General features: G+C 65.8%; 33 protein-coding genes. 29 read left to right on the plus strand and 4 right to left on the minus strand.

Annotation, left to right across the window (positions count from 1 at the left end; all coding sequences use genetic code 11):
- The first annotated feature begins 3 nt into the window (after positions 1 to 3).
- The 3 genes from minE to IEX13_RS07445 are packed head-to-tail and all read left to right on the plus strand — an operon-like array spanning position 4 to position 2,825.
- Positions 4 to 273: a cell division topological specificity factor MinE gene (gene minE, locus IEX13_RS07435; RefSeq protein WP_188662658.1), complete on the plus strand. Its 270-nt coding sequence runs from the start codon at positions 4 to 6 to the stop codon at positions 271 to 273.
- Between the two features lie 7 nt (positions 274 to 280).
- Positions 281 to 808, plus strand: a complete 528-nt coding sequence (locus IEX13_RS07440; protein WP_188662659.1) for a hypothetical protein — start codon at positions 281 to 283, stop codon at positions 806 to 808.
- Positions 809 to 854: 46 nt separating this feature from the next.
- Positions 855 to 2,825, plus strand: coding sequence for a M2 family metallopeptidase (locus IEX13_RS07445; RefSeq protein WP_188662661.1), 1,971 nt, complete (start codon positions 855 to 857; stop codon positions 2,823 to 2,825).
- 60 nt (positions 2,826 to 2,885) lie between these two features.
- On the opposite strand, the gene IEX13_RS07450 is transcribed toward IEX13_RS07445, so the two are convergent.
- Entirely contained in the window at positions 2,886 to 4,103 is a 1,218-nt protein-coding gene (locus tag IEX13_RS07450; protein WP_188662663.1) for a multidrug effflux MFS transporter, read from the minus strand.
- A gap of 57 nt (positions 4,104 to 4,160) precedes the next feature.
- Entirely contained in the window at positions 4,161 to 4,304 is a 144-nt protein-coding gene (locus IEX13_RS07455; RefSeq protein ID WP_188662665.1) for a hypothetical protein, read from the minus strand.
- Between the two features lie 88 nt (positions 4,305 to 4,392).
- Here IEX13_RS07455 and parC point away from each other — a divergent pair, with 88 nt between their 5' ends.
- The 21 genes from parC (at position 4,393) to IEX13_RS07555 (ending at position 18,439) form a co-directional block, all read left to right on the plus strand.
- Positions 4,393 to 6,642, plus strand: a complete 2,250-nt coding sequence (gene parC, locus IEX13_RS07460) for a DNA topoisomerase IV subunit A (protein WP_188662667.1) — start codon at positions 4,393 to 4,395, stop codon at positions 6,640 to 6,642.
- Positions 6,639 to 6,986, plus strand: a complete 348-nt coding sequence (locus IEX13_RS07465; RefSeq protein ID WP_188662669.1) for a zinc ribbon domain-containing protein YjdM — start codon at positions 6,639 to 6,641, stop codon at positions 6,984 to 6,986. The genes parC and IEX13_RS07465 overlap by 4 nt, the downstream gene beginning before the upstream one ends.
- On the plus strand, positions 6,976 to 7,425 hold the full coding sequence (locus tag IEX13_RS07470) for a hypothetical protein (protein WP_188662671.1): 450 nt from the start codon (positions 6,976 to 6,978) through the stop codon (positions 7,423 to 7,425). Before IEX13_RS07465 ends, IEX13_RS07470 begins: the two co-directional genes overlap by 11 nt.
- Positions 7,426 to 7,441: 16 nt before the next feature.
- Positions 7,442 to 7,762, plus strand: a complete 321-nt coding sequence (gene sugE, locus IEX13_RS07475; protein WP_188662672.1) for a quaternary ammonium compound efflux SMR transporter SugE — start codon at positions 7,442 to 7,444, stop codon at positions 7,760 to 7,762.
- Between the two features lie 1,167 nt (positions 7,763 to 8,929).
- Positions 8,930 to 9,346, plus strand: coding sequence for an STY0301 family protein (locus tag IEX13_RS14405; protein WP_425489044.1), 417 nt, complete (start codon positions 8,930 to 8,932; stop codon positions 9,344 to 9,346).
- 63 nt (positions 9,347 to 9,409) lie between these two features.
- Positions 9,410 to 9,778, plus strand: coding sequence for a hypothetical protein (locus tag IEX13_RS07480; protein ID WP_188662673.1), 369 nt, complete (start codon positions 9,410 to 9,412; stop codon positions 9,776 to 9,778).
- A 613-nt stretch (positions 9,779 to 10,391) separates the two neighbouring features.
- Entirely contained in the window at positions 10,392 to 10,727 is a 336-nt protein-coding gene (locus IEX13_RS07485; protein ID WP_188662674.1) for a hypothetical protein, read from the plus strand.
- A gap of 70 nt (positions 10,728 to 10,797) precedes the next feature.
- Positions 10,798 to 11,259 (plus strand): hypothetical protein, encoded by a 462-nt coding sequence (locus tag IEX13_RS07490; RefSeq protein WP_188662675.1) that lies wholly within the window; start codon positions 10,798 to 10,800, stop codon positions 11,257 to 11,259.
- A 53-nt stretch (positions 11,260 to 11,312) separates the two neighbouring features.
- Positions 11,313 to 11,606 (plus strand): hypothetical protein, encoded by a 294-nt coding sequence (locus IEX13_RS07495; RefSeq protein WP_188662676.1) that lies wholly within the window; start codon positions 11,313 to 11,315, stop codon positions 11,604 to 11,606.
- Positions 11,607 to 11,857: 251 nt separating this feature from the next.
- Complete coding sequence (locus tag IEX13_RS07500) at positions 11,858 to 12,589, plus strand: NUDIX hydrolase (protein ID WP_188662677.1); 732 nt, start codon at positions 11,858 to 11,860, stop codon at positions 12,587 to 12,589.
- Positions 12,565 to 12,930, plus strand: coding sequence for a hypothetical protein (locus IEX13_RS07505; RefSeq protein ID WP_188662678.1), 366 nt, complete (start codon positions 12,565 to 12,567; stop codon positions 12,928 to 12,930). The genes IEX13_RS07500 and IEX13_RS07505 overlap by 25 nt, the downstream gene beginning before the upstream one ends.
- Positions 12,931 to 12,984: 54 nt before the next feature.
- The gene (locus tag IEX13_RS07510) at positions 12,985 to 13,284 is read left to right on the plus strand and encodes a hypothetical protein (protein ID WP_188662680.1); all 300 of its coding nucleotides are present in this window, start codon (positions 12,985 to 12,987) and stop codon (positions 13,282 to 13,284) included.
- A 57-nt stretch (positions 13,285 to 13,341) separates the two neighbouring features.
- Positions 13,342 to 13,758 (plus strand): hypothetical protein, encoded by a 417-nt coding sequence (locus IEX13_RS07515; RefSeq protein ID WP_188662682.1) that lies wholly within the window; start codon positions 13,342 to 13,344, stop codon positions 13,756 to 13,758.
- 18 nt (positions 13,759 to 13,776) lie between these two features.
- On the plus strand, positions 13,777 to 14,256 hold the full coding sequence (locus tag IEX13_RS07520; protein ID WP_188662683.1) for a P-loop NTPase family protein: 480 nt from the start codon (positions 13,777 to 13,779) through the stop codon (positions 14,254 to 14,256).
- 57 nt (positions 14,257 to 14,313) lie between these two features.
- The gene (locus IEX13_RS07525; RefSeq protein WP_188662685.1) at positions 14,314 to 15,831 is read left to right on the plus strand and encodes an amidohydrolase family protein; all 1,518 of its coding nucleotides are present in this window, start codon (positions 14,314 to 14,316) and stop codon (positions 15,829 to 15,831) included.
- Between the two features lie 53 nt (positions 15,832 to 15,884).
- Positions 15,885 to 16,283 (plus strand): tetratricopeptide repeat protein, encoded by a 399-nt coding sequence (locus IEX13_RS07530; protein WP_188662687.1) that lies wholly within the window; start codon positions 15,885 to 15,887, stop codon positions 16,281 to 16,283.
- A 78-nt stretch (positions 16,284 to 16,361) separates the two neighbouring features.
- A complete protein-coding gene (locus IEX13_RS07535) occupies positions 16,362 to 16,580 on the plus strand; it encodes a hypothetical protein (protein WP_188662689.1) in 219 nt (72 codons plus the stop codon).
- A 36-nt stretch (positions 16,581 to 16,616) separates the two neighbouring features.
- Positions 16,617 to 16,925: a DUF3817 domain-containing protein gene (locus IEX13_RS07540; RefSeq protein WP_188662691.1), complete on the plus strand. Its 309-nt coding sequence runs from the start codon at positions 16,617 to 16,619 to the stop codon at positions 16,923 to 16,925.
- Positions 16,915 to 17,361: a GNAT family N-acetyltransferase gene (locus IEX13_RS07545; RefSeq protein ID WP_188662693.1), complete on the plus strand. Its 447-nt coding sequence runs from the start codon at positions 16,915 to 16,917 to the stop codon at positions 17,359 to 17,361. The genes IEX13_RS07540 and IEX13_RS07545 overlap by 11 nt, the downstream gene beginning before the upstream one ends.
- Entirely contained in the window at positions 17,358 to 17,921 is a 564-nt protein-coding gene (locus tag IEX13_RS07550) for a DUF5655 domain-containing protein (RefSeq protein WP_188662695.1), read from the plus strand. Before IEX13_RS07545 ends, IEX13_RS07550 begins: the two co-directional genes overlap by 4 nt.
- Positions 17,922 to 17,947: 26 nt before the next feature.
- Positions 17,948 to 18,439, plus strand: coding sequence for a hypothetical protein (locus IEX13_RS07555; RefSeq protein WP_188662697.1), 492 nt, complete (start codon positions 17,948 to 17,950; stop codon positions 18,437 to 18,439).
- Between the two features lie 18 nt (positions 18,440 to 18,457).
- Here the strand turns inward: IEX13_RS07555 and IEX13_RS07560 are convergent, their stop codons facing one another.
- Entirely contained in the window at positions 18,458 to 19,024 is a 567-nt protein-coding gene (locus IEX13_RS07560) for a hypothetical protein (protein ID WP_229668476.1), read from the minus strand.
- Between the two features lie 129 nt (positions 19,025 to 19,153).
- Here IEX13_RS07560 and creB point away from each other — a divergent pair, with 129 nt between their 5' ends.
- The 5 genes from creB to IEX13_RS07585 are packed head-to-tail and all read left to right on the plus strand — an operon-like array spanning position 19,154 to position 22,831.
- Entirely contained in the window at positions 19,154 to 19,816 is a 663-nt protein-coding gene (creB, locus tag IEX13_RS07565; protein ID WP_188662699.1) for a two-component system response regulator CreB, read from the plus strand.
- Between the two features lie 3 nt (positions 19,817 to 19,819).
- Positions 19,820 to 21,277 (plus strand): two-component system sensor histidine kinase CreC, encoded by a 1,458-nt coding sequence (gene creC / locus IEX13_RS07570; RefSeq protein ID WP_188662701.1) that lies wholly within the window; start codon positions 19,820 to 19,822, stop codon positions 21,275 to 21,277.
- Positions 21,278 to 21,311: 34 nt separating this feature from the next.
- Positions 21,312 to 21,866, plus strand: coding sequence for a nuclear transport factor 2 family protein (locus tag IEX13_RS07575; RefSeq protein ID WP_188662703.1), 555 nt, complete (start codon positions 21,312 to 21,314; stop codon positions 21,864 to 21,866).
- Positions 21,863 to 22,288, plus strand: coding sequence for a hypothetical protein (locus tag IEX13_RS07580; protein WP_188662704.1), 426 nt, complete (start codon positions 21,863 to 21,865; stop codon positions 22,286 to 22,288). The genes IEX13_RS07575 and IEX13_RS07580 overlap by 4 nt, the downstream gene beginning before the upstream one ends.
- A 3-nt stretch (positions 22,289 to 22,291) precedes the next feature.
- Positions 22,292 to 22,831, plus strand: a complete 540-nt coding sequence (locus IEX13_RS07585) for a DUF924 family protein (protein ID WP_188662706.1) — start codon at positions 22,292 to 22,294, stop codon at positions 22,829 to 22,831.
- Positions 22,832 to 22,834: 3 nt separating this feature from the next.
- Here IEX13_RS07585 and asnB read toward each other — a convergent pair whose 3' ends face one another.
- Positions 22,835 to 24,523 (minus strand): asparagine synthase B, encoded by a 1,689-nt coding sequence (gene asnB / locus IEX13_RS07590; RefSeq protein WP_188662708.1) that lies wholly within the window; start codon positions 24,521 to 24,523, stop codon positions 22,835 to 22,837.
- Positions 24,524 to 24,750 lie beyond the last annotated feature (227 nt).

Here is a 24,750-nt window from a genome sequence, read left to right on the forward strand (position 1 = left end):
GCCATGGGCCTTTTTGACTTCCTCACCCAGCGCAACAAGAACACCGCCAGCACGGCCAAGAATCGCCTGCAGATCCTGATCCAGCAGGAGCGCAGCCTGCGCAACGCACCCGACTACCTGCCGGTGCTGCAGCGCGAGTTGCTGGAAGTGATCCGCAAGTACATCAACGTCGACGCCGACGCGGTGAAGGTGGACCTGCACAAGGACGGCGACAGCGAACTGCTGGACATCTCCGTGGCCCTGCCGGAAAAACCGGCCGCCGCCAACGGCTGACGCCGCCATGACGGGCGAGTCCACGACGGCACCGGCACCCGCCGGTGCCGTTGCTGCTTCCGGAGCCGACGTGCTGCGGCTGGCCGACATCGGCCTGCAGGCCCCGGCCCGGCTGCTCGGGGAATTCGGCCTGGTGCTTGCGCCCGTGCCCGACGGCGAGCCCATCCCGGGCAGTTACTGGGGCGAATGCGAGGCCGGGCTGATCGGCTGCACCGTGTATGCCCGCGCCGATACCCCGGTGCATTCCCTGTTGCACGAGGCCTGCCACCTGATCGTGATGCCGCCAGAGCGCCGCGCCCGGGTGCATACCGACGCCACCGATTCGGTGCCCGAGGAAGACGCCGCCTGCTGCCTGCAGATCCTGCTGGCCGACCGCCTGCCCGGCGTCGGCCGCGACCGGCTTATGGCCGACATGGACGCCTGGGGCTACAGCTTCCGCCTGGGCTCGGCCCGGGCCTGGTTCGAAAACGACGCCGAAGACGCCCGCGCCTTCCTCGCCTCCCGGGGCCTGAAAATGGTCTCCGACCCCATTTAGGGATAGGCTCGGGGGTGGTTTCCCACTGAACCTCTGGAGCACACCCGTGAAATCCCACCGCGCCCTGCTGGCGCTCGCCATTTCCGCCGGCCTGCTCGCCCTTGCCGGCTGCAGCAAATCCGATGACGACACCGCCCAAACCGCCGCCGGCAAGACCGCCGCGCCGGCCGATGCGGCCAAGTCCGAATCCGCCGACGCCTTCGTCGGCCGCGTCAACACCACCATCGAAGAGATGACGCCCGAGCTGACCTCGGCGGCGTGGCTGGGCGCCACCTACATCAACCCCGACAGCCAGCGCGTCGAGTCGGCCGCCAACGAACGCTGGCTGACCAAGAACAACGAATTCATCGCCCAGGCCAAGGCCTACGACACGCAAGGCCTGGACGCCGCCACCGCGCGCGCCCTGCACCTGCTCAAGACCAGCTCGTCCATGCCCGCCCCGCGCGACCCGGCGAAGCTGAAGGAACTGACCGAGATCGCCAGCCGCATGGGCGCGACCTACGGGTCGGGCAAGTGGTGCGTCGGCGAAGACTGCAAGGACATCGGCCAGGTCAGCCAGATCCTCGCCGACACCGACGGCAGCAGCTACGACGAGATGCGCGCCGCCTGGGAAGGCTGGCATTCGATCGCCGTGCCGATGCGCAAGGACTACCAGCGCTTCGTCGAGCTGACCAACGAAGGCGCGGTCGAGATGGGCTTTGAAAACACCGGCGACGTCTGGCGCGCCGGCTACGACATGCCCGCCGCCGACTTCCAGGCCGAAGCCGACCGCCTCTGGGGCCAGGTGCAGCCGCTGTACGAACAGCTGCAGTGCTACACCCGCGGCAAGCTCGAGGAAAAGTACGGCGAGCAGGGTTCGATCAACGGCATGATCCCCGCCCACCTCACCGGCAACCTGTGGCAGCAGGACTGGGGCAACCTCTGGCCGCTGCTGCAGCCCTACGACGGCGTCGGCAGCCTGGACGTCAACGGTGCGCTGGAAAAGCAGCGCCAGGACATCCTGTCCGACCTGGTGGCCAAGGCCGGCGGCATGCGCAACCTGACCGCCGCCAAGCAGGTGGAAATCGAACGCCAGGCCGACCTGGAAATCGCCACCCGCATGACCAAGCTGGCCGAAGGTTTCTACACCGGCCTGGGCATGCCGGCGCTGCCGGAATCGTTCTACGAACATTCCATGCTGATCCAGCCGCGCGACCGCGACGTGGTCTGCCACGCCAGCGCCTGGCCGATGAACACCGACGGCACCGACGTGCGCATGAAGATGTGCATCAAGCCCACGGAGGAAGAGCTGACCACGATCTACCACGAGCTGGGCCACATCTACTATTACCTGGCCTACAAGGACCAGGCGCCGGTGTTCCAGGGCGGCGCGCACGACGGTTTCCATGAAGCCATCGGCGACACCATCGTGCTTTCCATGACCCCGGAATACCTGGCCTCGATCGGCCTGGTCGACCAGCCGGCGGTCAGCGAAGAAGCGGTGATCAACAACCAGATGCGCATGGCCCTGGCCAAGGTCGCGTTCATGCCCTTCGGCCTGCTGATCGACCGCTGGCGCTGGGGCGTGTTCGACGGCTCGATCACGCCGGACAACTACAACCAGGCGTGGTGGGAGCTCAAGGCCAAGTACCAGGGCGTGGCCCCGGCCGGCGAAACGCGCGGCGAAGATTTCTTCGACCCGGGCGCCAAGTACCACGTGCCGGGCAACACCCCGTACACGCGCTACTTCCTGTCGCACGTGCTGCAGTTCCAGTTCTACAAGTCGCTGTGCGACGCGTCCGGCCACGAAGGCCCGCTGTACACCTGCAACTTCGCCGACAACCCGGAAGCGGGCCAGCGTTATTGGGCGATGATGCAGCGTGGCTCCAGCCAGCCGTGGCAGCAGACGCTCAAGGAACTGACCGGCGGCGAGCAGATGGACGCGTCGGCGGTGCTGGAGTACTTCCAGCCGTTGCAGACCTGGCTGACCGAACAGAACCAGGGCAAGACCTGCGGCTGGGAGCCGGCCAAGTCCTGACCCCAGGTTTCACCGCGTGACCCGGGAAGGCCGGCGTGCAAGCGTCGGCCTTCCTGTTTTTCAGGCCCCGTCCGACGCCAGGCCGCGGTCGTGCACCACGTACCAGCGCCAGGTCCCGAAGGCCACGACCACGAAGCCCGCGGAAACGACCGCCAGCAGCAGCCCGCTGTGGCTGACCAGGGGCGAAAGCAGGCCGGCGATCGCCGCGTTCGACATCAGGCCGACGAACGCCTGCATGGACGAGGCGCTGCCGCGCTGGCGCGGGAACATGTCCAGGATCGCCAGCGTCACGATCGGGAACACCAGCGCGATGCCGAACGCCCCCATCGCCGTCGGCAGCACGGCCCAGGGCAGGCTGGGCGACGAAACCAGCGCGTTATAGCCGATGTTGTAGACCGCGGCGACGCCGCAGCAAAGGAAACCCCACTCCACCAACCGCTTGCCCGGCAAACGCCCGGCCGCCCGCCCCGACACGAAGGCGCCCAGCATCATGCCGCCGATGGTGGGGGCGAAGAACCACACGAAGTCCTGTTCCCCCAGGCCCAGCAGGCCCATCACGAAGTCCGGCGCCGAACTGATGTACAGGAACAGCGCGCCGAAGTTGGCCGTGCCCGCCAGCGTCAGCAGCCGGAAGCGCCGGTTGGACAGCATCGACCAGTAGTCGCGCAGCATCGTGCGCGCATGCAGGGGCACCCGCGCCTCGGGCGGATGCGTTTCCGGCAGCCCCCAGGCCGTCACCACCAGCAGCAGGGCACCGAAGGCCGCCAGGAACCAGAAGATGCCGTGCCAGTCGGAGAAGCCCAGGATCCAGCCGCCGATGACCGGCGCGATGGCCGGCGCGACGCCGAAGATCATCGAGATGTGGCTCATCAGGCGCTGGGCATCGTCACCCTGCAGCGCATCGCGCACCACCGCGCGCCCGACGATCATGCCCACGCCCGCCGACAGGCCCTGCAGGGCGCGGTAGGCCAGCATGGTCGTGATGTCGCCGGCCAGCGCCGCGCCCACCGACGCCAGGGTGAAGACCACGATGCCGGCCAGCAGCACCTTCTTGCGGCCGATGGCGTCGGAAATCGGGCCGTGGAACAGCGACATCGCCGCGTAGCCGATCAGGTAGACGCTGATCGTCTGCTGCATGGCCACCTTGCCCACGCCCAGGTCGTCGGCCATCACCAGGAAGGCCGGGAACACGGTGTCGATCGAAAACGGCCCGAACATGGCCAGGCCGCCCAGGATGAAGGCCAGCCGGGCGCGGGAGATGTTGAGGTGGGGGATCATCGTGGGCCGGCCGGGGGAACGGCGCAAGCATATCAAGGCCCCCGGCGGCCCGGGACGCTAGCCAAAGCCCAGCAGCGGCCCCAGGAACAGGTACAGCCCCAGCAGGATGATGCCGATGAAGACCAGCCGCAGCGCGAAGGCGGTGAACTTGATTACCAGCACGATGCCCAGAATGACCAGGATGATCCCGACCCAGCTCATGGCCTTGCTCCTTGTGAATCGGTGGCGGACCCGGCCTGCCTGGGCCGGTAGAATGCGGCCATCGTTCCAATTCCCACCTGAGTAAAGCATGACCGAGCCTGCCCGCCCCGTTTTCCACGGCTTCGAACAGATCCCGCTGCGCGAATACGCCGAGCGCGCCTACCTCGATTATTCGATGTACGTGGTGCTCGACCGCGCCCTGCCCTTCCTCGGCGACGGCCTCAAGCCGGTGCAGCGGCGCATCATCTACGCCATGAGCGAACTGGGCCTGGGCGCGACCGCCAAGCCCAAGAAGAGCGCCCGCACCGTCGGCGACGTGATCGGCAAGTTCCACCCGCACGGCGACAGCGCCTGCTACGAAGCGCTGGTGCTGATGGCCCAGCCGTTTTCGTATCGCTACCCGCTGATCGAAGGCCAGGGCAACTTCGGTTCCACCGACGACCCCAAGTCGTTCGCGGCCATGCGTTACACCGAGTCCAAGCTCACCCCCATCGCCGAAGTGCTGCTGGGCGAACTGGGCCAGGGCACGGCCGACTGGGTGCCCAACTTCGACGGCACCCTGCAGGAACCGAGCTGGCTGCCGGCGCGCCTGCCGCACCTGCTGCTCAATGGCACCACCGGCATCGCGGTGGGCATGGCCACCGACATCCCGCCGCACAACCTCAATGAAGTGGTCAGCGCAGCCGTGCGCCTGCTCGACGACCCCGACGCCAGCGTGCGCGACCTGTGCGAACACGTGCGCGGGCCCGACTACCCCACCGGCGCCGAAATCATCACCCCGGCCGCCGACCTGCGCGCCATCTACGAAACCGGGCACGGCAGCGTGCGTGCCCGCGCCAAGTGGCTTCGCGAGGGCAACAACCTGGTCATCACCCACCTGCCCTTCCAGGTGTCGCCGTCGAAGATCATGGAACAGGTGGCGCAGCAGATGCGCGCCAAGAAGCTGCCCTGGCTCGAGGACCTTCGCGACGAATCCGACCACGAGAACCCCGTGCGCCTGGTGCTGGTGCCGCGCAGCAACCGCGTCGATTTCGAAGGCCTGATGGGCCATTTGTTCGCCACCACGGACCTGGAAAAAAGCTTCCGGGTGAACTTCAACATCATCGGCCTCGACGGCCGGCCGCAGGTGAAGAACCTGCGCGACTTCCTGGCCGAGTGGCTGTTGTTCCGCACCGACACCGTGGCGCGGCGCCTGAGGCACCGCCTGGACAAGGTCGAGCGCCGCCTGCACCTGCTCGAAGGCCTGCTGGTCGCCTTCCTCAACCTCGACGAAGTGATCCGCATCATCCGCAGCGAGGACGAACCCAAGCCCGTGCTGATGGCGCGCTTCGACCTCAGCGAGGACCAGGCCGACTACATCCTCGACACCAAGCTCAAGCAGCTGGCCCGCCTGGAAGAAATGAAGATCCGCGGCGAGCAGGACGAACTGGCCAGGGAACGCGAGAAGATCACCACCATTCTGGGCAGCAAGGCCAAGCTCAAGAAGCAGGTGAAGGACGAACTGTTGGCCGACGCGAAGAAGTTCGGCGACGAGCGCCGTTCGCCGCTGGTGGAACGCGAGGCCGCCCAGGCCATCAGCGAAACCGACCTGGTGCCCAGCGAACCGGTGACGATCGTGCTTTCGAAGAAGGGCTGGATCCGCGCCGCCAAGGGCCACGACGTCGACGCCGCCAGCCTGAGCTATCGCGAAGGCGACGGCCTGCTGCAGGCCGCGCGCGGGCGCAGCAACCAGCAGGTGGCCTTCCTCGATTCCACCGGCCGCAGTTATTCGACCCTGGCGCACTCGCTGCCCAGTGCGCGCGGCAACGGCGAGCCGCTGAGCGGGCGGTTCAGCCCGCCGGCGGGGGCCGGATTCGTGGCCCTGGCCGCGGGCGAGAACGACGCCCGCTACGTGCTGGCGTCTTCGCACGGTTACGGCTTCGTCACCCGCTTCGAAAACTTCACCGGCCGCAACAAGGCCGGCAAGGCGCTGATCAACCCCGGCGAGGGCGAGGTGCTGGCGCCGGCCCTGGTGACGGACGTCAAGACCGATTGGGTGGTGTCCATAACCAGCGCCGGCCACTTGCTGGCCTTCCCGCTGGCCGAACTGCCCGAACTCGACAAGGGCAAGGGCAACAAGCTGGTGCAGATTCCGCCGGCCAAGCTCAAGTCCGGCCAGGAAAAGGTGGTGGCCATCGCCAGCGTGCGCCAGGGCGGCGAACTCACGGTCTACAGTGGCAAGCAGAAGCTGGTGCTTAGCTGGCGCGACCTGCAGGCCTACGAAGGCGGCCGCGCGAGCCGCGGCAACCTGCTGCCGCGCGGCTTCACCAAGGTCGACCGGGTCGAGGTGGGCGCGTGAGCACGCTGCCGCCCTGCCCGGCCTGCGCGTCGGAATACGCCTACCAGGACGGCCTGCTGCTGGTCTGCCCGGAGTGCGGCCACGAATGGGCTCCCGGCGAAGCAGCCGAGGCCGGCGAGGACGTGAAGCTCGTGCGCGATGCCAACGGCAACCCGCTGGCCGACGGCGACACCGTGGTCGTGGTCAAGGATCTCAAGATCAAGGGCTCGTCCTCGGTGGTGAAGATCGGCACCAAGGTGCGCAACATCCGCCTGGTGGACGGCGACCATGACATTGACTGCCGCATCGAGGGCATCGGCCCGATGAAGCTCAAGTCGTGCTTCGTGAAAAAAGATGCCGGCTGAGCCCTCGCTTCGGCGCCGGCCCAACCCGTTCCTGCTGGCGGGCGGCATCCTCAGCGCCCTGGCCGCCGTCGCGCACCTGGGCTGCATCGTATTCGGCGCGCCCTGGTACCGGTTCCTGGGCGCCGGCGAACAGATGGCGCAGATGGACCTGGCCGGGCACTGGTACCCGACGGTGGTCACCCTGGTGATCGCCGGCATGTTGTTCACCTGGTCGGCCTACGCCCTTTCCGGTGCGGGAATCATCCGCCGGCTGCCCCTGCTGCGATTCGTGCTTTGCCTGGTGACCGGCATCTACCTGGTGCGGGGCCTCGGCTTCTATTTCCTGATGCCTTATTTCCCCGGCAACAGCCCAACCTTCTGGGCGGTCAGCTCCGGCATCTGCCTGGTCATCGGCCTGGTGCACCTGGTCGGGCTGCGACAAACCTGGTCACGCATCTGAAGCGAGGAGACGAACGATGAACTGGCTGTTCCTGGTCCTGGCGGGCCTGCTGGAAGTGGGCTGGGCCGTCGGCCTCAAATACACCGAAGGTTTCACCCGACCCCTGCCCAGCGTGCTGACCGTGATCGCGATGGTCGTCGGCTTCTACCTGCTGAGCCTGTCGATGCGCGAGATTCCCCTGGGCACGGCCTATGGCATCTGGGTCGGCATCGGCGCCGCCGGTGCCGCCATCGCCGGCATGGTGCTGTTCAAGGAACCGGTGTCGACGCTGCGAATCGCCAGCATCGTGCTGGTGGTGGCCGGGATCGTGGGGCTCAAGCTGTCCTCTGCCAGCTGAGGCCGTACCGCGTCCAAACAGGCGCCCGACGCCAACGAGCCGAGAAAGAGTCTCAGGGTTTATGCCGCGGATCCGCTCCAGTTCCGTCCTATTGATCGTTCCACAGGCATAAACCCGGATGGCCGCCCATCTCCCAGGACCTCCGCCCAGTCGATCGCCTTGCCATGCCTGTCTTCCCGACACTTGACGGCCGCCCAGGCCTCCGAGAGCATCGGCGCATCGCCTCATTGTTGAGGCCTAATTGGCGTTAGGCCCCGCATGGGAAAGGTGCTCGTACTTGCCGCCGCGCTTGCCGCCCTTCTAGCTTCGTGCTCGATTGAAGTTCCTGCGGCTGCAACTGACCTAGACCCGGCGGGCCTCTGGAAAGCCAGACTTGACCGCGACGTTAAGCCAGGCAGTTCATCGACTGTGGTTGAGAACTATCTTCGAGAAAACGGAGTCGTTGAGGTCTCGCACCTAAACGATGGAAAGACGCTGCTCGGAGTACAGCCTATAAAGATCGAGCGCATCTTCCCCCCGATCGATACGAACAGCATTCGAATTGAGTGCTCATTCCACCCGACGAAGGGGCTGGAAGCTTGTAGTGTCTATCAGAGCTCGGCGACTTGCTGTGGGCAATAGGCCAGCAACTGAGGCTCTTCCGGGGGGATCCGGCTTGATAACTCCTTGGCTCCGTCGTAGGTTCTCAGCCCAACTATTCATTCAAGCCGACGCCTTCGGCGCGGCTTAACTCAAGGCGTTAGGCGATCATCATGTGGCAATGGCGGGACGAATACTTTGAATCCCTGCGCACAGTCGCATCGCAAGCCTCGGAGCACAGCGAGTGGGCGGGGTACTTCTCGTACTGCTCGCAACTCGAGCAAGGGTTACGGAAGCCGGCACTTTCCACTTTAAAGAGCTTCATTTCCTCCCTATCCTCCCAGCCGTTCGTTGCGCGCAAGGCTTTTGTAGGCTGGCTTCTCCCTATTGCTGCAACAAGCAGAGCCTCTCACATGCTTGTCCCTCACCCCCTTTGGCAAGACCTGGTTCGGCCCACTGTTGTCGAGTGGCTCGCCGTTGAGCCAAACTCTCTGGAAGCACATCGCTGGGCTCGCATCTACGCGCGCGCCTAACCAATCATTCAAGCCGACGCCTTCGGCGCGGCTTAACTCAAGGCGTTAGACATCAATGACCCCGATCTTGGCTTTGTTCGTCCTCGCCGCTGCTGTCGACCATTCAGAACCTATGGTGCTGAATTGCCCAACGCATCTTGATACGACGCAGAGCCTTTCCTCGGTCGTGCCAGGTTGGCACGCATTTGACTACCGATTCGGATCGCGAGACCGAAAACTGCCTGTAGTCGAGATGGGAGTTCTCTCAGGCCCTCCTGAGAACAATTTCTTTCTGAAGCCTGAGACGACCTACTCCGGGAAAGTGGGTGGTGATTTTGTGAATCGCTGGCCCCTGCAAGGTTACGAGGACTACTCGTTCTACTGCGGCTACGCCAAGACAACCATTCGGCTGTCAATGAAGCTCCCTGCCGGACTCAAACACTGCTCCGTAGAGCATCGAGCCAACAGGCCGACGCGCGCTTGGTGCGAATAGGTCTAACTAATCATTCAAGCCGACGCCCTCGGCGCGGCTTAACTCAGGCGTTGGGAGTCGTTGATGAGACCGCTCGGACTGATTGTTTTTCTCGCACCCGCGCTTGCCTCGGCGAGCACCCTTGGTTTTGTCGAAGCGAAGCGCCTAGCCGACGAGAACGAGTCGAACCTAAACCCTCAGCTGACTTCGCAGTTACTGGAGGCACAGGGAAATGCCCTTAAGGACGCTTTGGCGAGCTGCGCGCAGCCAGACATGGACCTGTCGGCCTTCACGCTGGTATTTCGTCTCAACTCGGATGGCTCCATCGCTGAGAGTTGGCGGGAAGGCGATACGCAACTTGCACTGTGCACGCACAAGCGTTTGGTCTCAACTGGATTTCGAGGTAAGTGGCAGGAGCCGTTCTATACGTCCATCGAAATGTCGTTCCATTAATCCTGACCAATCATTCAAGCCGACGCCCTCGGTGCGACTTAACTCAAGGCGTTAAACCTAATGTTCGTACTTTCGGAACAGCTCGATACGATGAAGGGTGACCCGAACATTCCATTTCGGCGATATCGAGATTACGTCGAGGCAAATCGAGCAAAGTTTCCTGCGGCGGCATACGAACTGATCTCGTCCGGCTTGCTACTCGATGCATCTGATCACCGATGCCCGCACGACGGGTGGTTAGAGTGGGCCCGATTCGAGGAGCCATCGGAGGGTGATCGGAACGAGATTAGAACTTTGAGTCTCCGAGTTCGCTTGCTTGGTCCTTACCACGATATGTACATCGAGATTTACTATCCACAGGTATTCTCGTACAGCATGAGCAACCCAGCATCGCATGCAGGTCACTTTGACTGGCGCTACAGCGAAATTCGTCTAAGCGACGCTGGCAACTTGATCCACGAAATTGAATGGGCAGGCCCGCCCGGCGCGGAAGCGCGATGGATCATTGAAACCTCGGACGTACAATTGACGACCCACCCCTTGGATCAGGCCTAACCATTCATTCAAGCCGACGCCTTCGGCGCGGCTTAACTCAGGGCGATAGGCCACCAACGTGACTCCCAATCGTTTCTCGACCCTCAGGCGCTTCGTGGAGCTACCCGACGATGAATTCAATGCCATGCATGACAAGGCATTTGAACGAGCAACCCGAATTCTCAAGGCTTCTGCTGCTACGTTCAGCATCATCATCTCTGCCCTCTACATTTACCTCGTGACCTCGACTGAGGTGCTTGGCGATACTCGTGGCATCCCCGACGCGCTAAAGACCGCTATTGTCATTGCCGCATTGGGCTATGCGGGATTGGTTCTCTCATTAAATCGCTGCGTGCTTCTTTTCGCGTCCGGCGCTGTGTTTAGATCATTCGCGGCCTCTCTTCAGCGTCAATGAGCATTGGCCTAACCAATTATTCAAGCCGACGCCTTCGGCGCGGCACAACTCAAGGCGTTAGGAGTCACGATTGAATACGTGGACGCGAAGGGCCGAGGTCATTCAATCCAGCCCACTGCTTGCGATTACTCCAATCAGCGCTGTTCCGCCACATGGGCACTTCGTCTTCAATGAGATGACGATAATCACGCGGGAAAGTGTCAGTGGAGAAGCGCTTGGGAGGATATGCCGCATTGCGCCAACGCTTTCTCACTACGAGCTCAAGGATCCGAGTGAGGCAATCGACCTGGACGATATGGCGAGGATTTTGCGGGTCCGAAGCCCCTTCGCCATAAACAAGAAGCTTCCTGTAGTTGAACTCACGCTAACCGATGAAGGCCTCCTGATGATCTGCCCCATGGTCCGGAACGGGCAAGGCAAGAAGCCGGCGACCGAACATCAAGTTCTTCTTTCTACGTCGTGTAGCAACGAGGAGATTGCCGCGCTGGTCAGACGATCCTTGGAGATTAGCGCGGCGTCGCTTGCCTCGTAACCAATCATTCCAACCGACGCCTTCGGCGCGACTTTATTCAGGAGTTGGGAACCATGCGTGACACTGATGACGTCCAGTTCCTTTCCTCCGTCACCACGAACTTCGCTCAAAGGATGAACGAGGTCGCGGGAGAATCTCGCTTCTGCGGCCAGGACGCCTTTGAGGTTCTTTCCTTGGTCTTCGGGGACCATTTCTCCGACCAGGACTTGGCGTCTGCAGGCATGGAGAAGTACATAGCGCTCGCGGCTGCCGTCCGGGAAGAGTTCGAGTGGCCCGGCTACTCAGCCGAACACGCAAAGGAGGCGGTTGAGTACGCGGTCCGGTGGTGGGACGGCGACGAGCCCTAACAATTCATTCAAGCCGGGCCTGCTTCGCGGGACGGCTCAGTTCATGCGTCAGGGGGCTGGTTGAGATTCTTCGCGTATACGCTGCTGGCAATCCTGCTATCGGCTTGTGCCACCCACCCTACCGTTGACTCGGTACGGTAGAGAACGGGATTGTCGTTGGAGTCATGTGCCTTGACTAGCGGTGAAGTCCGGGATGCAACTTTTCCTGCCGACGTGGCGTCCCTCACCGTGAACCGACCCGGGAGATCGTCGTGAACAAGCCGCTGCTGCCTCCAATCCTGTTCTTTTGCCTGCTGTGCATCGCCGGAGAGGCGTTGGCAGCGTCGACTTTCCATCGGCTGCTGGTCTTCAACGATGACGGCGAGCTGATGCTGGTTCGTTTCGAGGACTCCGGTCGCTGGGTGACGCCGGGCTGGTACCAGGACGATGAATCCAGCATCAGGCAGGGCCTGCAAGCCTTGGCGGCCAACCATGGCCTCGCCGTCACCGAGCCGGAGCTCAGGGGCGTGTTCTCACTCAGGGCCGATTCCGACGGCGCGATCTCCACCCGCCTTGTCCACAGCGCCCTGGTGAAGTCGGGCAGCACGAAACTTCCCCCGGGCATCGACCGGATCGAATGGCTGCCGGTCGAGGCCGCCCTGGAAAGGATCTCCTTCCCCCACATAAGCGAACAGATCGCCCAGGTAACCCGCCATCCCGGCACCGTCTGGGGCGGCACCCAGCTCAGGTACCAGGAAGACGGCCAACCCCGCTCCCGGATCGTCGAGGCGTTTCATCCGCTCGCCGGTGGCCCGCCTGGCCCGACCGGGCGTGCGCCGCACCTGGCGCTTCGGCATGGGCTTCAGGCGCTGGTGAAAGCAACGCCAATGAGCGGTCGAGCTGCCATGGAGGCGGGCATGACCGACAAGCCGACGCCTTCGGCGCGTCTCAACTCAAGGCGCCAGGAGGCGACCAAACCATGCTCCAACTTGCTGCCCTGTTGATTCTCGTTCTCGGCCTGGCCCACTCGATACTCGGTGAGCGCTACATACTCGTCCGTCTTTTCAGGCGACCGGATCTACCCAAGGTCCTGGGCAGCACCGAGTTCACGGTTCAGACGCTGCGCTTCGCGTGGCACATCACCACCGTCGCCTGGTTTGGCTTTGGCGCGCTACTTCTTGCGGCAAGCCGGGGGCAACTCGACTCGCAATCGGCAATGCAAATAATCGGTTGCGCCGCCTTGGCCTCTGGCGCACTTCCCCTTTTGTTCACCCGTGGCAAGCACCTTTCGTGGCTGGTACTGTTCGCCATCGGCGGCCTTGCGCTCATGGCAAGCGCCGACTAACGGGCAATTCAATCCAACGTCTTCGGCACGGTTCAACCCAAGGCATATGGCGAGATGAATCGTTGGCTCCTGTTCGGATATGCGGCAAACCTGGCCCTGATCCTTGCGAGCATGCTGATCGCGCGCGGCACCGTGCCGGCTCTCGACAAGGGCACGGCTCTCGTCCTGTCGCAATGCCTGCTTGTCCTGCTGCTTCCCGCCGGCATCGTCACGCTCCGGGGAGCCGTTCGTTCCCAGGGAAGGCTGAGAAGGTTTCTCGGCTACTCGGTTTTCGGCCTGGACCTGCTGCTATCTTTTGGTGGGCTGGCTATGGCTGCCCTGGTGTTGTTCGCGGGCGCCAGGGTCATTGCCTGAACGATCATCCAGGCCAACGCCCTGGATTCCGTATTCACCCCGAGTGAGATGCGAACAATGAGCCTTCGCAGACAACTGGTCATCCCCCTGGCGGCCACCACGCTGCTGGCCGCGGCGTGCGATGGCCGGTACATGTCCCACGATCCGGCTCCCTGCTCGGTCGAAACAACCTGCAGCGCGGTGGATCTTCCGGCATCCACCCTGGCCGCGATCAGGAGCAACGGCGATACCCTGCGCGTCAACTGTCCGTTGACGAACCAGATTGACGTGCAGTACCGGGCGAACTGTGGGACAGCCCTGGCCGCCGCGATCGGCAGCCTTGCCCGCTGGCCCGATGAACTCCTGGCACCGGCCGTCGCCGATGTGCCGACTTACGACCGGCAAACCTGCATCGACACCTTCATTCCCGGGCGCGAGGGCGAAGACTGCCAGTACTACTTCATCGAAGCAGTTGTTCCACTGCACTGGCGATAGGCAAGGAGCGTTGTGACCATGAAGATCCTTGTTTTCGGTAATTCGGGATCCGGCAAAAGCACGCTCGCCCGGCGCCTTGGCGAGCAGCACCAGCTTCCGCACCTGGACCTGGATTCGATCGTCTGGGAGCCCGGCAAGGTGGCCGTGCAGCGCTCGCCGGAGGCCATCGCGGCCTCCCTGGCCGACTTCATCGCCGGCAATCCGCGCTGGGTCATCGAAGGCTGTTATGGCGATCTGGTCGAGGCCACGTTGTGCCACTGCACCGAATTGATCTTTCTCAACCCGGGCCTGGACGCCTGCCTGGAACACAACCGCCACCGCCCCTGGGAGCCTCAGAAGTACGCCTCGAAGGAAGCCCAGGATGAAATGTTCCTGGCCCTCCAGGATTGGGTCCGCGGTTACTACGAGCGCCAGGACCCGTGGTCGTATCATGCGCACCGGCGAATCTTCGACTCGTTTACAGGCCGCAAGAGCGAGCGCGTCGGAACGGGCGCGTGACTATCGGCACGGCGCCCTGCGTCTCGGGAGTTGCTAGTTTCCCAGGGAAACGGGAGAATGAGCATGGCGGCCGCCGCGTCCATCAGGAAATGGGCCTTGCGCTCATTGATTGTCATCGCGCTGGTCTGCGCGGCGTCCCTGCTGTGGGTTGACTACCAGCTCGACCGTTTCGCGGGAGCCGGAACAGCCGTGGTCGACCCAGATGGTTTCGGCGCAACCACCGGCCCTACCGCCATCACCAACGTGCACGTGCTTTCGGGCGACGGCGCGGAAATGCTGGCTGGCCAGACGGTGGTATTCGACGAAAGCGGCATCCTGGCCGTGGGCGAGGCTGTCGACGTGCCTGCGGGCGCCCGGGTTGTCGACGGCAGCGGCCTTTATCTGATTCCCGGCCTGGTCGATGCCCACGTGCATCTCAAGCAAAGCCCCAACGACCTTCTTGTCTACGTGGCCGCCGGGGTCACCGGCGTTCGCGAAATGAGTGGCAGCGCCGAGCACCTGAACTGGCGCGACCAGATCAATGCGGGAAGGCTCGGGCCCCGGATGTTCGTCGCCTCGGAGAAGCTGGAAAACTGGGACTGGCTTGCTGGGCACTTCCAGCGCTGGACGCGCAACCGCATCAATGTCCACCGGCCCGGGGATGCCGCGGGCATCGTGAAATCGCTGGCTGAAGAAGGCTTCGACGCGGTCAAGCTTGGCAGCATGCTCGATGCCGGGACCTACCGCGAAGTCGACCGCGCGGCCTCCGAGGCCGGGATGCCGCTGGTAGGACACCTCCCGGTGTCGATGTCGCTTGAGTCGCTCTGGGCGTCCGGGCAAGGCGAACTCGCCCACATCGAGGAAATCGCGAAAGCGCTCGACGCGGAGTTCGGTTACTTCGGCAATTCGAACGGCGACGAGTACCTCGCGTTCGTCCGCAAGCGCAGCGACGACGTGGCCGCCCGACTTGTCGAAAACGACATCGCCGTGGTGTCGTCGCTGTGGCTCATCGAGAGCATCGCCACGCAGAAGGTGGCGCCGGCCGAGGTGGTGGCCACGATCGAACTTCGTTATGCAAATCCCGGCCTGGTGGAAGGCACCCCCCTGTCCAGGGGCTGGCTACCGGGCCACAACGCCTATGAAGTGGCACCGGAGGCCAGCGACGCCGAGCGCGCCGCGCAGAAAGCCTACTGGACCACCTTCGCCGCGGCGCATCACATCCTGCTGCGGGCCATGCGGGACCGGGGCGTCCGGCTGATGGCGGGTACCGACGCCAATACCGCCGGCGTGGTGCCTGGGTTCTCGCTGCACGACGAACTCGAATCCCTGGTCGACGCTGGCCTGAGCCCCGCGCAGGCCCTGCACGCGGCGACGTCGGTTCCCGCGCGCAGGATGGGCCACGCCTCCGGGAAGATCGCGCCGGGATTGCGCGCCGACATGGTATTGCTGCGCGCCAACCCGCTGCAGGACATCGCCAATACCCGATCCATCCAGGGCGTCGTCCTCAATGGCCGCCACTTGGATCGACCCCGGCTCGATGCCATCCTTGCATCGGTTGAGGCGGCAAACAACCAGAGCAGGAACATCCCTTTGTAGGGTCCGGCCGTGCGGGTGACGGCGGCGGACAAGGCACATGTTCGGGGAACCCCATGGAACGCGACCTCTATGTCTCACTGGCCAAACAGGCGTCTGACCTCGTCGACCAGGGCGAGTACGCCAAGGCCATCGAAATATTCGAGCGGATCGCCGGCAGCGACCTGCCCGACTTCGACAAGGGCATCACCTGGGTGAACCTGGCCACGGTCGAGGACAAGCGGGGCGATCCCGAAGCCGCCCTGGCCTGCCTTGCCCGCGCCCTGGACTACGAGCGCAAGACCGACGCGTATTTCATCGCCCAGCATCGGGCCGCCTACCTGTCGAAGATCGGGCGGCATCGGGACAGTCTGTCGGCCTACCGCGACCTGGTCGACCGGCCGGGCGTCCGGCCCGACGATGCCGCTGTTTTCAAGGCGAACATCCTCACCCTTGAGAAGCTGGTCGCGGGGTGACCGAAAGGCTTGCCCCGCAGGCGCGCCCCGGGACCGGCGGTAGTACCATCCCCCACGGAACCATTGAAAGGTGCACTGATGAAGACCCTGATGATCGTCCTGCTCTGGTGCCTGCTGTTCGTCGTGGCCTGGCCGCTGGCCCTGGCCGTGCTGGTCCTGTGGCCGGTGCTTTGGCTGATCAGCTTGCCCTTCCGCGCGCTGGGCATCGCCGTGGACGCCGTCTTCGCGCTGCTCAAGGCCGTGCTGTTCCTGCCGGCACGCCTGCTGGGCTACCGGCCGGCCGTGCCGGCGGCCTGACCCCCTCCGACCACGCCTCCCGGGGACTTTCCAAGCATGCTCAACAGCTTCCGTTTGCTCAGCCTCATCGAGGGCCTGTCCCTGATCACGCTGCTGTTTATCGCGATGCCGGCGCGTTACCAGTTCGGTGTCGATTTCGTCTGGCCGGTCGGCATGGCGCACGGCGTGCTCTGGTTGGCCTTCGTGGTGATGTCCTTGCTGGTCAGCCACCTGCAGCGCTGGTCGGTGGGCGCCTGGCTGCTGGCCCTGCTGTGTTCCGTGGTGCCCTTCGGCTTCCTGGTGCTCGACGCCAGGCTGCGCCGCGAAATGGCGAAAGCATCGGCGCCGGCCATTGATGCAACTTAGCCTGCGCGCCGCCACCGACGCCGACCTGCCGTTCCTGCTGGCGCTTCGCCGGGAAAGTATGGGTCCGCACCTGGCGACGGCAGGCCTGCACGGCACGGACGAGGACTTCATGGTGCGGGTCATGCACCGCTTCGACTGCGCGGAGATCATCATGGCCGAAGGCAGGCCCGTCGGCCTGCTGAAGCTCTTGCGTGAGCCGGATCAATGGCATGTCCTCCAGCTCCAGCTGTCGGCGGACACGAGGGGCCGCGGCCTCGGTAGGCGCCTGCTGGAAGACGTGATGGCACAAGCCGCGAAAGCGGACGTGCCGGTCACGCTGTCGGTGCTCAAGGCCAACCCGGCGAAGCAGCTCTACGAACGGCTTGGTTTTTCGGTCGTGGGAGAAGACGCCCACGAGTTCCGCATGACGCATCTTGCCCCGGGGAGGCAACCATGACCGATGTCCGGAAGGCAGTGGAAACCCAGCTGCGCAATATCCAGGCACGCACGGGCAAATCGCTCGATGAACTGTTCGCCCTCATCCGCGCCAGCGGGCTGGCGAAGCACGGCGAAATCGTCGCGCACCTCAAGGCCGGACTCGGGCTGGGGCACGGTGATGCCAACACGCTGGCCCATGCGGAAAAACAGGCAGCGGCGCCGAAACAGGCCGCCGCGGACCCGCTCGATACGCTGTACACCGGCGCGAAGGCCGCCTTGCGCCCCATCCACGACGCCCTGCTTGCGACGATGAAACCGCTGGGCGAGTTCGAGGCGGCGCCCAAGCAAAAATACATCAGCTACCGCCGCAGCAAGCAGTTCGCGATGATCGGTCCGGCCACCAACACCCGCGTCGAGCTGGGCCTGAACATCAAGGAGCTGCCGCCGTCCCCGCGGCTGGAAAAGCTGCCGCCGGGCAAGATGTGCAACTACCAGGTCAGGCTCACCGATGCCTCGCAGGTGGATGCCGAACTGGCCGGCTGGATCAAACGGGCCTTCGAGGAATCTTCTTCGCGTTGATATCCCACGGGACCCAGGCCACCACGATGACCCTCATGCCCCCACTGCTGCTGCTCCTGGCTCTGGTCTCCGGCGAAGCCGGCGTCGGCACGGGCTATGTCCACACGGGTGACCTGAACGGGGATGGCGTTCCGGACAGCATCATGTCCGGGCCGTCCGGGTTGTTCGGGAACGGCGGCGGGCCCTTCATCGTCTCGCTCAGCGATGGCAAGGGCGGCTTCCGGCGCATCGAGCTAGCACTGCATCCCCAGGCGGTCGCCCTGGACCAGGCCGGGGGCCACCCGCGGCTGTGGACCTACTGGCGATCGTCCTGCTGTGCGGGCACCTTGAGCGTCACGACGCTGGACGGCAGTTCCGCGCCCCAGCACATCCCCCTGGACTTCGGCCAGGACCCCGGGGCTCCCACGCTGAGCCGGGCCCTGTACGACAGCGTCTTCCGCGAATCGAACCGCATCGCTTTCGAACGCGTGGACAACTACCAGCCCCCGCCTCCCTTGGGCGGCGAGTGGGGCAAGTAGCGGGCTTCCTGGCCGGCCTCAGTCCCCGGCACCCGCCCGGGCCGCGTCCTCGTCGGCACGCAGGAACAGGTGCGCGGCGCAAAGCCACACGGCGATGAAGAAGCCCGCCAGCACGAAGGTGTAACCGTGGCCGGCGATGGCGATGTAGGCCGTGACCAGGCCCTGGGCTATCGCCGTGGCGTACATGGCCCGCGCCATGCCCCGCGCCCGGAACCGCCCCAGCGGCGCGGCGATGGCGCCCACGACCAGGATCGCGAAGAACAGCAGGTTCACCGGATTGTTCTCGTTGCCGACGATGCCCACGGCCAGGTTTACCCAGGTCATCAGGAAGCCGCCCAGGATCGCGACGGCGAAGCCGCCCCGGTAGGCCCAGTGGCCCGACAGGCGCGTGCCCAGTTCGTAGGCCCCGCAAGCGCCGCCGAGCAGCAGGCCCATCACGATGAAGTCGAACAGGTCCCAGTCCACTTCGTCGGTGAACTGCATGGCGATCAGCGGCACGCTGAGCAGCAAGGCGGCGCCTCCCCAGAGGTAGGGCCGGAAGGCATTGCCACGCCGGGCGGGCGGGTCGGATTGGGTCTGGGTCATGGTCTGTCTCCGGAAATAAGGGGCCGACGACGCCATGCTGGCGCGCCCCCGTGAAGGCAGCGCGGCCGCTTCGTGAAGCCAGTAAGAAGTCCCGGGCCTGGGCTATGCTTCGGGCGACAAGGGGGCACCATGGCTCGGGTACTGCTGGTCGAAGACGAAGCGGCGATCGCGCAGACGGTGGAATACGCCCTGCGTGCCGACGGCTTTGAAACCACCCATGCACTTACCGGCCACGAGGCGCTGCAGCTGGCGCGGCTGCAGGCCTTCGACCTGGCCATCCTCGACGTCGGCCTGCCCGACATCGGCGGCTTCGCGCTGTGCCGGGAACTGCGCCGCGACCGCGCATTGCCGGTGATCTTCCTCACCGCCCGCGACGCCGAAGCCGACCGCGTGCTGGGCCTGGAAATCGGCGCCGACGACTACGTAAGCAAGCCGTTTTCCCCACGCGAACTGGTGGCACGCGTGCGCGCCGTGCTGCGGCGAAGCGCGCCCGCCGAGGCCAGCACGGATTTCGTGCACGACGCCGAAGCCAAACGCATCGACTTCCGCGGCAGGCGCCTGGACCTCACCCGCTACGAATACGGCCTGCTGGCCGCGCTGCTGCGCCGCCCGGGCGCCATCCTCAGCCGCGCGCAACTGCTCGAACGGGTCTGGGACGACGACAGCGACAGCACCGAACGCACCGTCGACACCCACATCAAGACCCTGCGCGCCAAGCTGCGCGACGTGGACGCCGCGGCCGACCCCATCCGCACCCATCGCGGCCTGGGCTATTCGCTGGAAGCCGGCTGAGGCATGCGCATCGGCCTGCGCATCCTGCTTGGGTACCTGGCCATCGTGGCGCTGGGCGCGCTGCTGGTCACCGAAGTGTTCGTCGCCCAGGTCAAACCCGGCGTGCGCCAGACCACCGAAGACACCCTGGTGGACATTGCCAACACGCTGGCCGAACTGGCGACCGACGACTTCCTGGCCGGACGCCTGGGCGAAGGCGACTTCGCCCGCCGCCTGCAGCGCGCGCAGGGGCGCGAGCCCGGCGCCGCCATCTCGGGCGTTCCCAAGCGTAGCACGGATTTGCGTGTCTACGTCACCGACGACGCGGGCACCGTGGTCTTCGACAGCCGCGGCGAAGCCCTGGGCCAGGACTATTCGCAGTGGAACGACGTTTACCTGACCCTGCGCGGCCACTACGGCGCCCGGTCCTCGGCGCCCGACCCGGCGGATCCCGAGGCCACGGTGATGCACGTGGCCGCGCCCATCCGCGACCCGGCCGGACGCATCGTCGGCTCGCTCACCGTGGCCAAGCCCAACCGCACGGTGGCGCCCTTCATCGAACGCAGCCAGCGAACGGTGCTGGCCTGGGGCATCGGCCTGCTGGGCATGGCGCTGCTGGTCGGCGCCACCACGGCCTCCTGGATCACGCGCCAGCTCGAGGGCCTGCGTCGCTATGCGCAGTCCGCAACCGACGGCGAACGCAGGCGCCTGCCGCCGGCGGCGGGCGAATTCGCCGAACTTGGCCAGGCCCTGGAAACCATGCGCAACCGCCTCGAGGGCAAACAGTACGTCGAACGCTACGTGCAGGACCTCACCCATGAAATGAAGAGCCCGCTCGCCGCCATCCGCGCCAGCGCCGAGCTGCTCGAATCGCCGCTGCCGCCGGCCGACCAGGCACGCTTCGCCCGGGTCATCCACGCCCAGGGCGACCGCCTCACCCAGATGGTGGAGCGACTGCTGGCCCTGGCGGCGCTGGAGCACCAACACGCACTGGACAATCCCGCACCAGTGCCCGTCGGGCCCCTGCTGGCCGAGGTCGCGGCCGATTTCGAGGCCATCGCGCTGGCGCGCGGTCTTTCGCTGCAGCACCACGCCAGCGACAACCTGGTCGTCACCGGCGACGCCTTCCTGCTGCACCAGGCCCTGCGCGGGCTGCTGGAAAACGCCGCCAGCTTCGCCCCGGCGGGAAGCGCGCTGGACCTGCTGGCAAGGCGCGACAACGGCCACGTCGTCCTGGAAGTCGCCGACCGCGGCCCGGGCCTGCCCGACTACGCCCTGGAGCGCGCGTTCGAACGCTTCTACTCCCTGCCCCGCCCCGACGGCGGCCAGCGTGGCAGCGGCCTGGGCCTGTGTTTCGTCGCCGAAGTCGCCGCGCTGCACGGCGGCAGCGCGCGGCTGGTGAACCGGGAAGGCGGCGGCGCCGTCGCCGGCCTGCGGCTGCCGGCCGCCAGTGGCACGCCGGCAAGCAAGCCGTTACGGTAGCAGGCACCCTGGACACGCCGGCGAGCCACAGCCCATGCCCGACACCCTCCTAAGGTTCCTTTGCCCGATGTCGCTCCTCGTGTTTTCCGGCTTCGTCGCCGCGCACGAGGCCACGCCCACGGCCATGGAGGCCGGCGGCCTCAGCCAAGGCGCGCTGTTCGATGAACTTGCCGAAATGGACCGCCGCATCTTCGAGGCGTCCTTCGTCACCTGCGACGCGGAGGTGGTCAACGCCATCTTCACCGACGACGTCGAGTTCTATCACGACAAGGCGGGCTTCTCGCGCGGTGAGCAGGTGCGCGAAAACACCCGCAACCTCACCGCGTCGTGCCCGGCGAAACAGGGCATCACCCGCACCGTGGTTCCGGGCAGCCTTCGCGTTTACCCCATGGAAGGGTACGGCGCGACCCAGGTGGGCGTGCACCGGTTCGACGAAGAGGGCGCGCAGACCAGCACCCTCGCGCGCTTCGTGCACGTGTGGCAGCGGCAGGAAGACGGGAGTTGGCGGCTGCCACGCGTCCTGAGCCTCGACCACGTCTCCGTGCCCGCCACTTCCGATCCGCCGACCGCCGGGGCGGACACGCCATGAAGATCCTGCGCTACGCCCTGGCCTTCTTCGCCGGCGCCCTGGTCGCCGGCTTCGTCGTGGCCGGACTCGAATCCCTCGGGCATGCGGTGTATCCGCCGCCGCAGGGTCTGGACCCGGGCGATGTCGAGCAGATCAAGGCCGCCGTGGCGGCGATGCCGGTCGGGGCACTGCTGTTCGTGCTTTTCGCCTGGGTGGCCGGCGCGTACGCCGGCGGGCTGGTGGCGACGCTGCTCGCGCCGGGCCGGCGCGGCCTGCTGGCCGCGGGGGTGGGCGCCCTGGTCCTGGCCGCCGTGGTCGCCAACCTGGCGATGATCCCGCATCCGCTCTGGTTCGCCGCGGTCGCCATCGTGGCGGTGCTGGCCGGCACCAGCCTGGCCGTGTTGTCCGGACGGCGCCGCGACCGCGCCTTGGCGGGAGCCTGAGCCATGTCGCCCCAGGACATCCTCGCCTTCTGGTTCGAGCAGACTGCGCCGGAACGCTGGTGGAAGGTGGACCCGGATTTCGACGCGCTGATCCGCGAACGATTCCTCGGCCTGCTGGAGAAAGCCGCCGCCGGCGAACTGTACGCCTGGCGTGGAAACGCCAATGGCCGGCTGGCCGAGATCATCGTGCTCGACCAGTTCCCCAGGAACATCCACCGCGGCACGCCGGGCGCTTTTGCCTGCGACCCGGTGGCGCTGGTGCTCGCCCAGGAAGCCGTCGGCGCCGGCGCGCTGGCCGCGCTGACGCCGACCGAACGCAGCGTCCTGCTGCTGCCCTACATGCACAGCGAATCGGCGCGCATCCATGAAATCGCGGAAGTGCTGTACCGGGAACACGCGCCGGCCAACAACCTGGACTTCGAGCTGCGCCACAAGGCCATCATCGACCGCTTCGGACGCTACCCGCACCGCAACGCGATCCTGGGCCGGGAATCGACCGCCGAAGAAGTCGAGTTCCTCAAACAGCCCGGCTCGGGCTTCTAGGCGTCAGGCCACCGACCGCGCCGGCCGGCCCTGGCCGTGCACCCCGGCCACGGCACGCCCCGACGGGTCCGCGCATGCGGCGAACGCCGCATCCCAGGCAATCGCCGCCGGCGACGAACAGGCGATCGACTTGCCGCCCGGCACCGTGCGCGCGCAGGCCTCGCCGGGGAAGGCACGTTCGAACAGGTCCCGGTACCAGAATGCCTCCTTGCTGGCTGGCGGGTTGACCGGAAAGCGCAGCGGCGCCTCGGCCAGCATCGCGTCGCTGACGCGGTCCTGTGCCAGGGCCTTGAGGCCGTCGATCCAACCGTAGCCGACGCCGTCGCTGAACTGCTCCTTCTGCCGCCACAGGATGTCGTCGGGCAACGCGCCTTCGAAGGCTTCGCGCAGCAGCGTCTTTTCCATGCGGTCCGGACCGCAGCGTTTGGCTTCGGCGTCGAGCGACATCGCAAGGGCCAGGAACGCCAGGTCCAGGAACGGCACCCGCGCCTCCACGCCCCAGGCCATCATCGCCTTGTTCGCGCGCAGGCAGTCGTACTGGTGCAGGGCGTCGAGCTTGCGCACGCATTCGGCGTGGAACTCGCGCGCGTCCGGCGCCTTGTGGAAGTACAGGTAGCCGCCGAAAATCTCATCGCTGCCCTCGCCGCTGAGCACCATCTTCACGCCCATGGCCTTGATGCGCCGCGCCAGCAGGTACATCGGCGTCGACGCGCGCACGGTGGTGACGTCGTAACTTTCGATGTGCCGGATCACGTCCGGCAGCGCGTCCACGCCTTCCTCAACGCTGTAGGTGAAGCCGTGGTGCACCGTGCCCAGCGCCGCCGCGGCGCGTTCGGCGGCCGCCAGGTCGGGCGAGCCCGGCAGGCCGATGGCAAAACTGTGCAGGCGCGGGTACCAGGCTTCGCTGCGGTCGTCGTCCTCCACCCGCTGGCGCGCGAACTTCGCCGCGCAGGCCGCCACCAGCGATGAGTCCAGGCCACCGCTCAGGAGCACGCCGTAGGGCACGTCGGTCATCATCTGCCGGTGCACGGCCTGTTCGAAGGCTTCGCGCAGTGCCACCGGCGTGGTGGTGACGCCACGGGTGGCCTCGTAGTCGCGCCAGGGCTGCGGGTGGAAACGGCGCAGTTCGCCGCTGCCGCTGTCGTAGACATGCCCCGGCGGAAACGCCGCGACGTCCGCGCACAGGCGCGCCAGCGCCTTCATTTCCGACGCCAGCCACAGCCGGCCGTCCCCGTCGTGGCCCCAGTACAGCGGGCAAACGCCCAATGGGTCGCGCGCCACCACCAGCCGCCCGGCCGCCGCGTCCCACAGCGCGAAGGCGAAGATGCCGTTGAGCTTCGCCACCGCATCCGGCCCTTCCTGCCGGTACAGCGCATTGATGACCTCGCAGTCCGAGCCGCTGGTGAACGCATACGGCGCCGCCAGGCCGTCGGCCAGCTCGCGGTGGTTGTAGACCTCGCCATTGACGGCCAGCGCCAGCTCGCCGTCGGCCGAACGCAGCGGCTGGGCGCCGCCGGCCGGATCGACGATGGCCAGGCGCTCGTGCACCAGCAGGCAAGCCGGCGATTCGAACACGCCCGACCAGTCGGGGCCGCGGTGCCGCTGCAGCGCCGACAGCGACAGGGCCAGCGGCCGCAGGCCGCGCAGGTCGGCACCGGGGCGGGCGTCGTGGACGCCGAGGATGGAACACATGGGCAGGTCTCCTTGGAATTTCATTCGCGCAAAAGGAAACGGCCCGCACTGGGGTCAGTGCGGGCCGTCGGGACTGGGGCAGTTTTATTGTGGAGCGCGCCTAGTCGTCGACCCGCGGAGGGGGACGATTATTGTTGTTGGCGTTATTGACGAAGTTGGCGCGCATGGGCCGAGCATAGGCACGGGCCGCGGGCCCGCGCAAGCACCCCGTGGCGGCCGGCGCCTGC

The organism is Arenimonas soli (genome assembly GCF_014643775.1).
Taxonomy (GTDB): domain Bacteria; phylum Pseudomonadota; class Gammaproteobacteria; order Xanthomonadales; family Xanthomonadaceae; genus Arenimonas; species Arenimonas soli.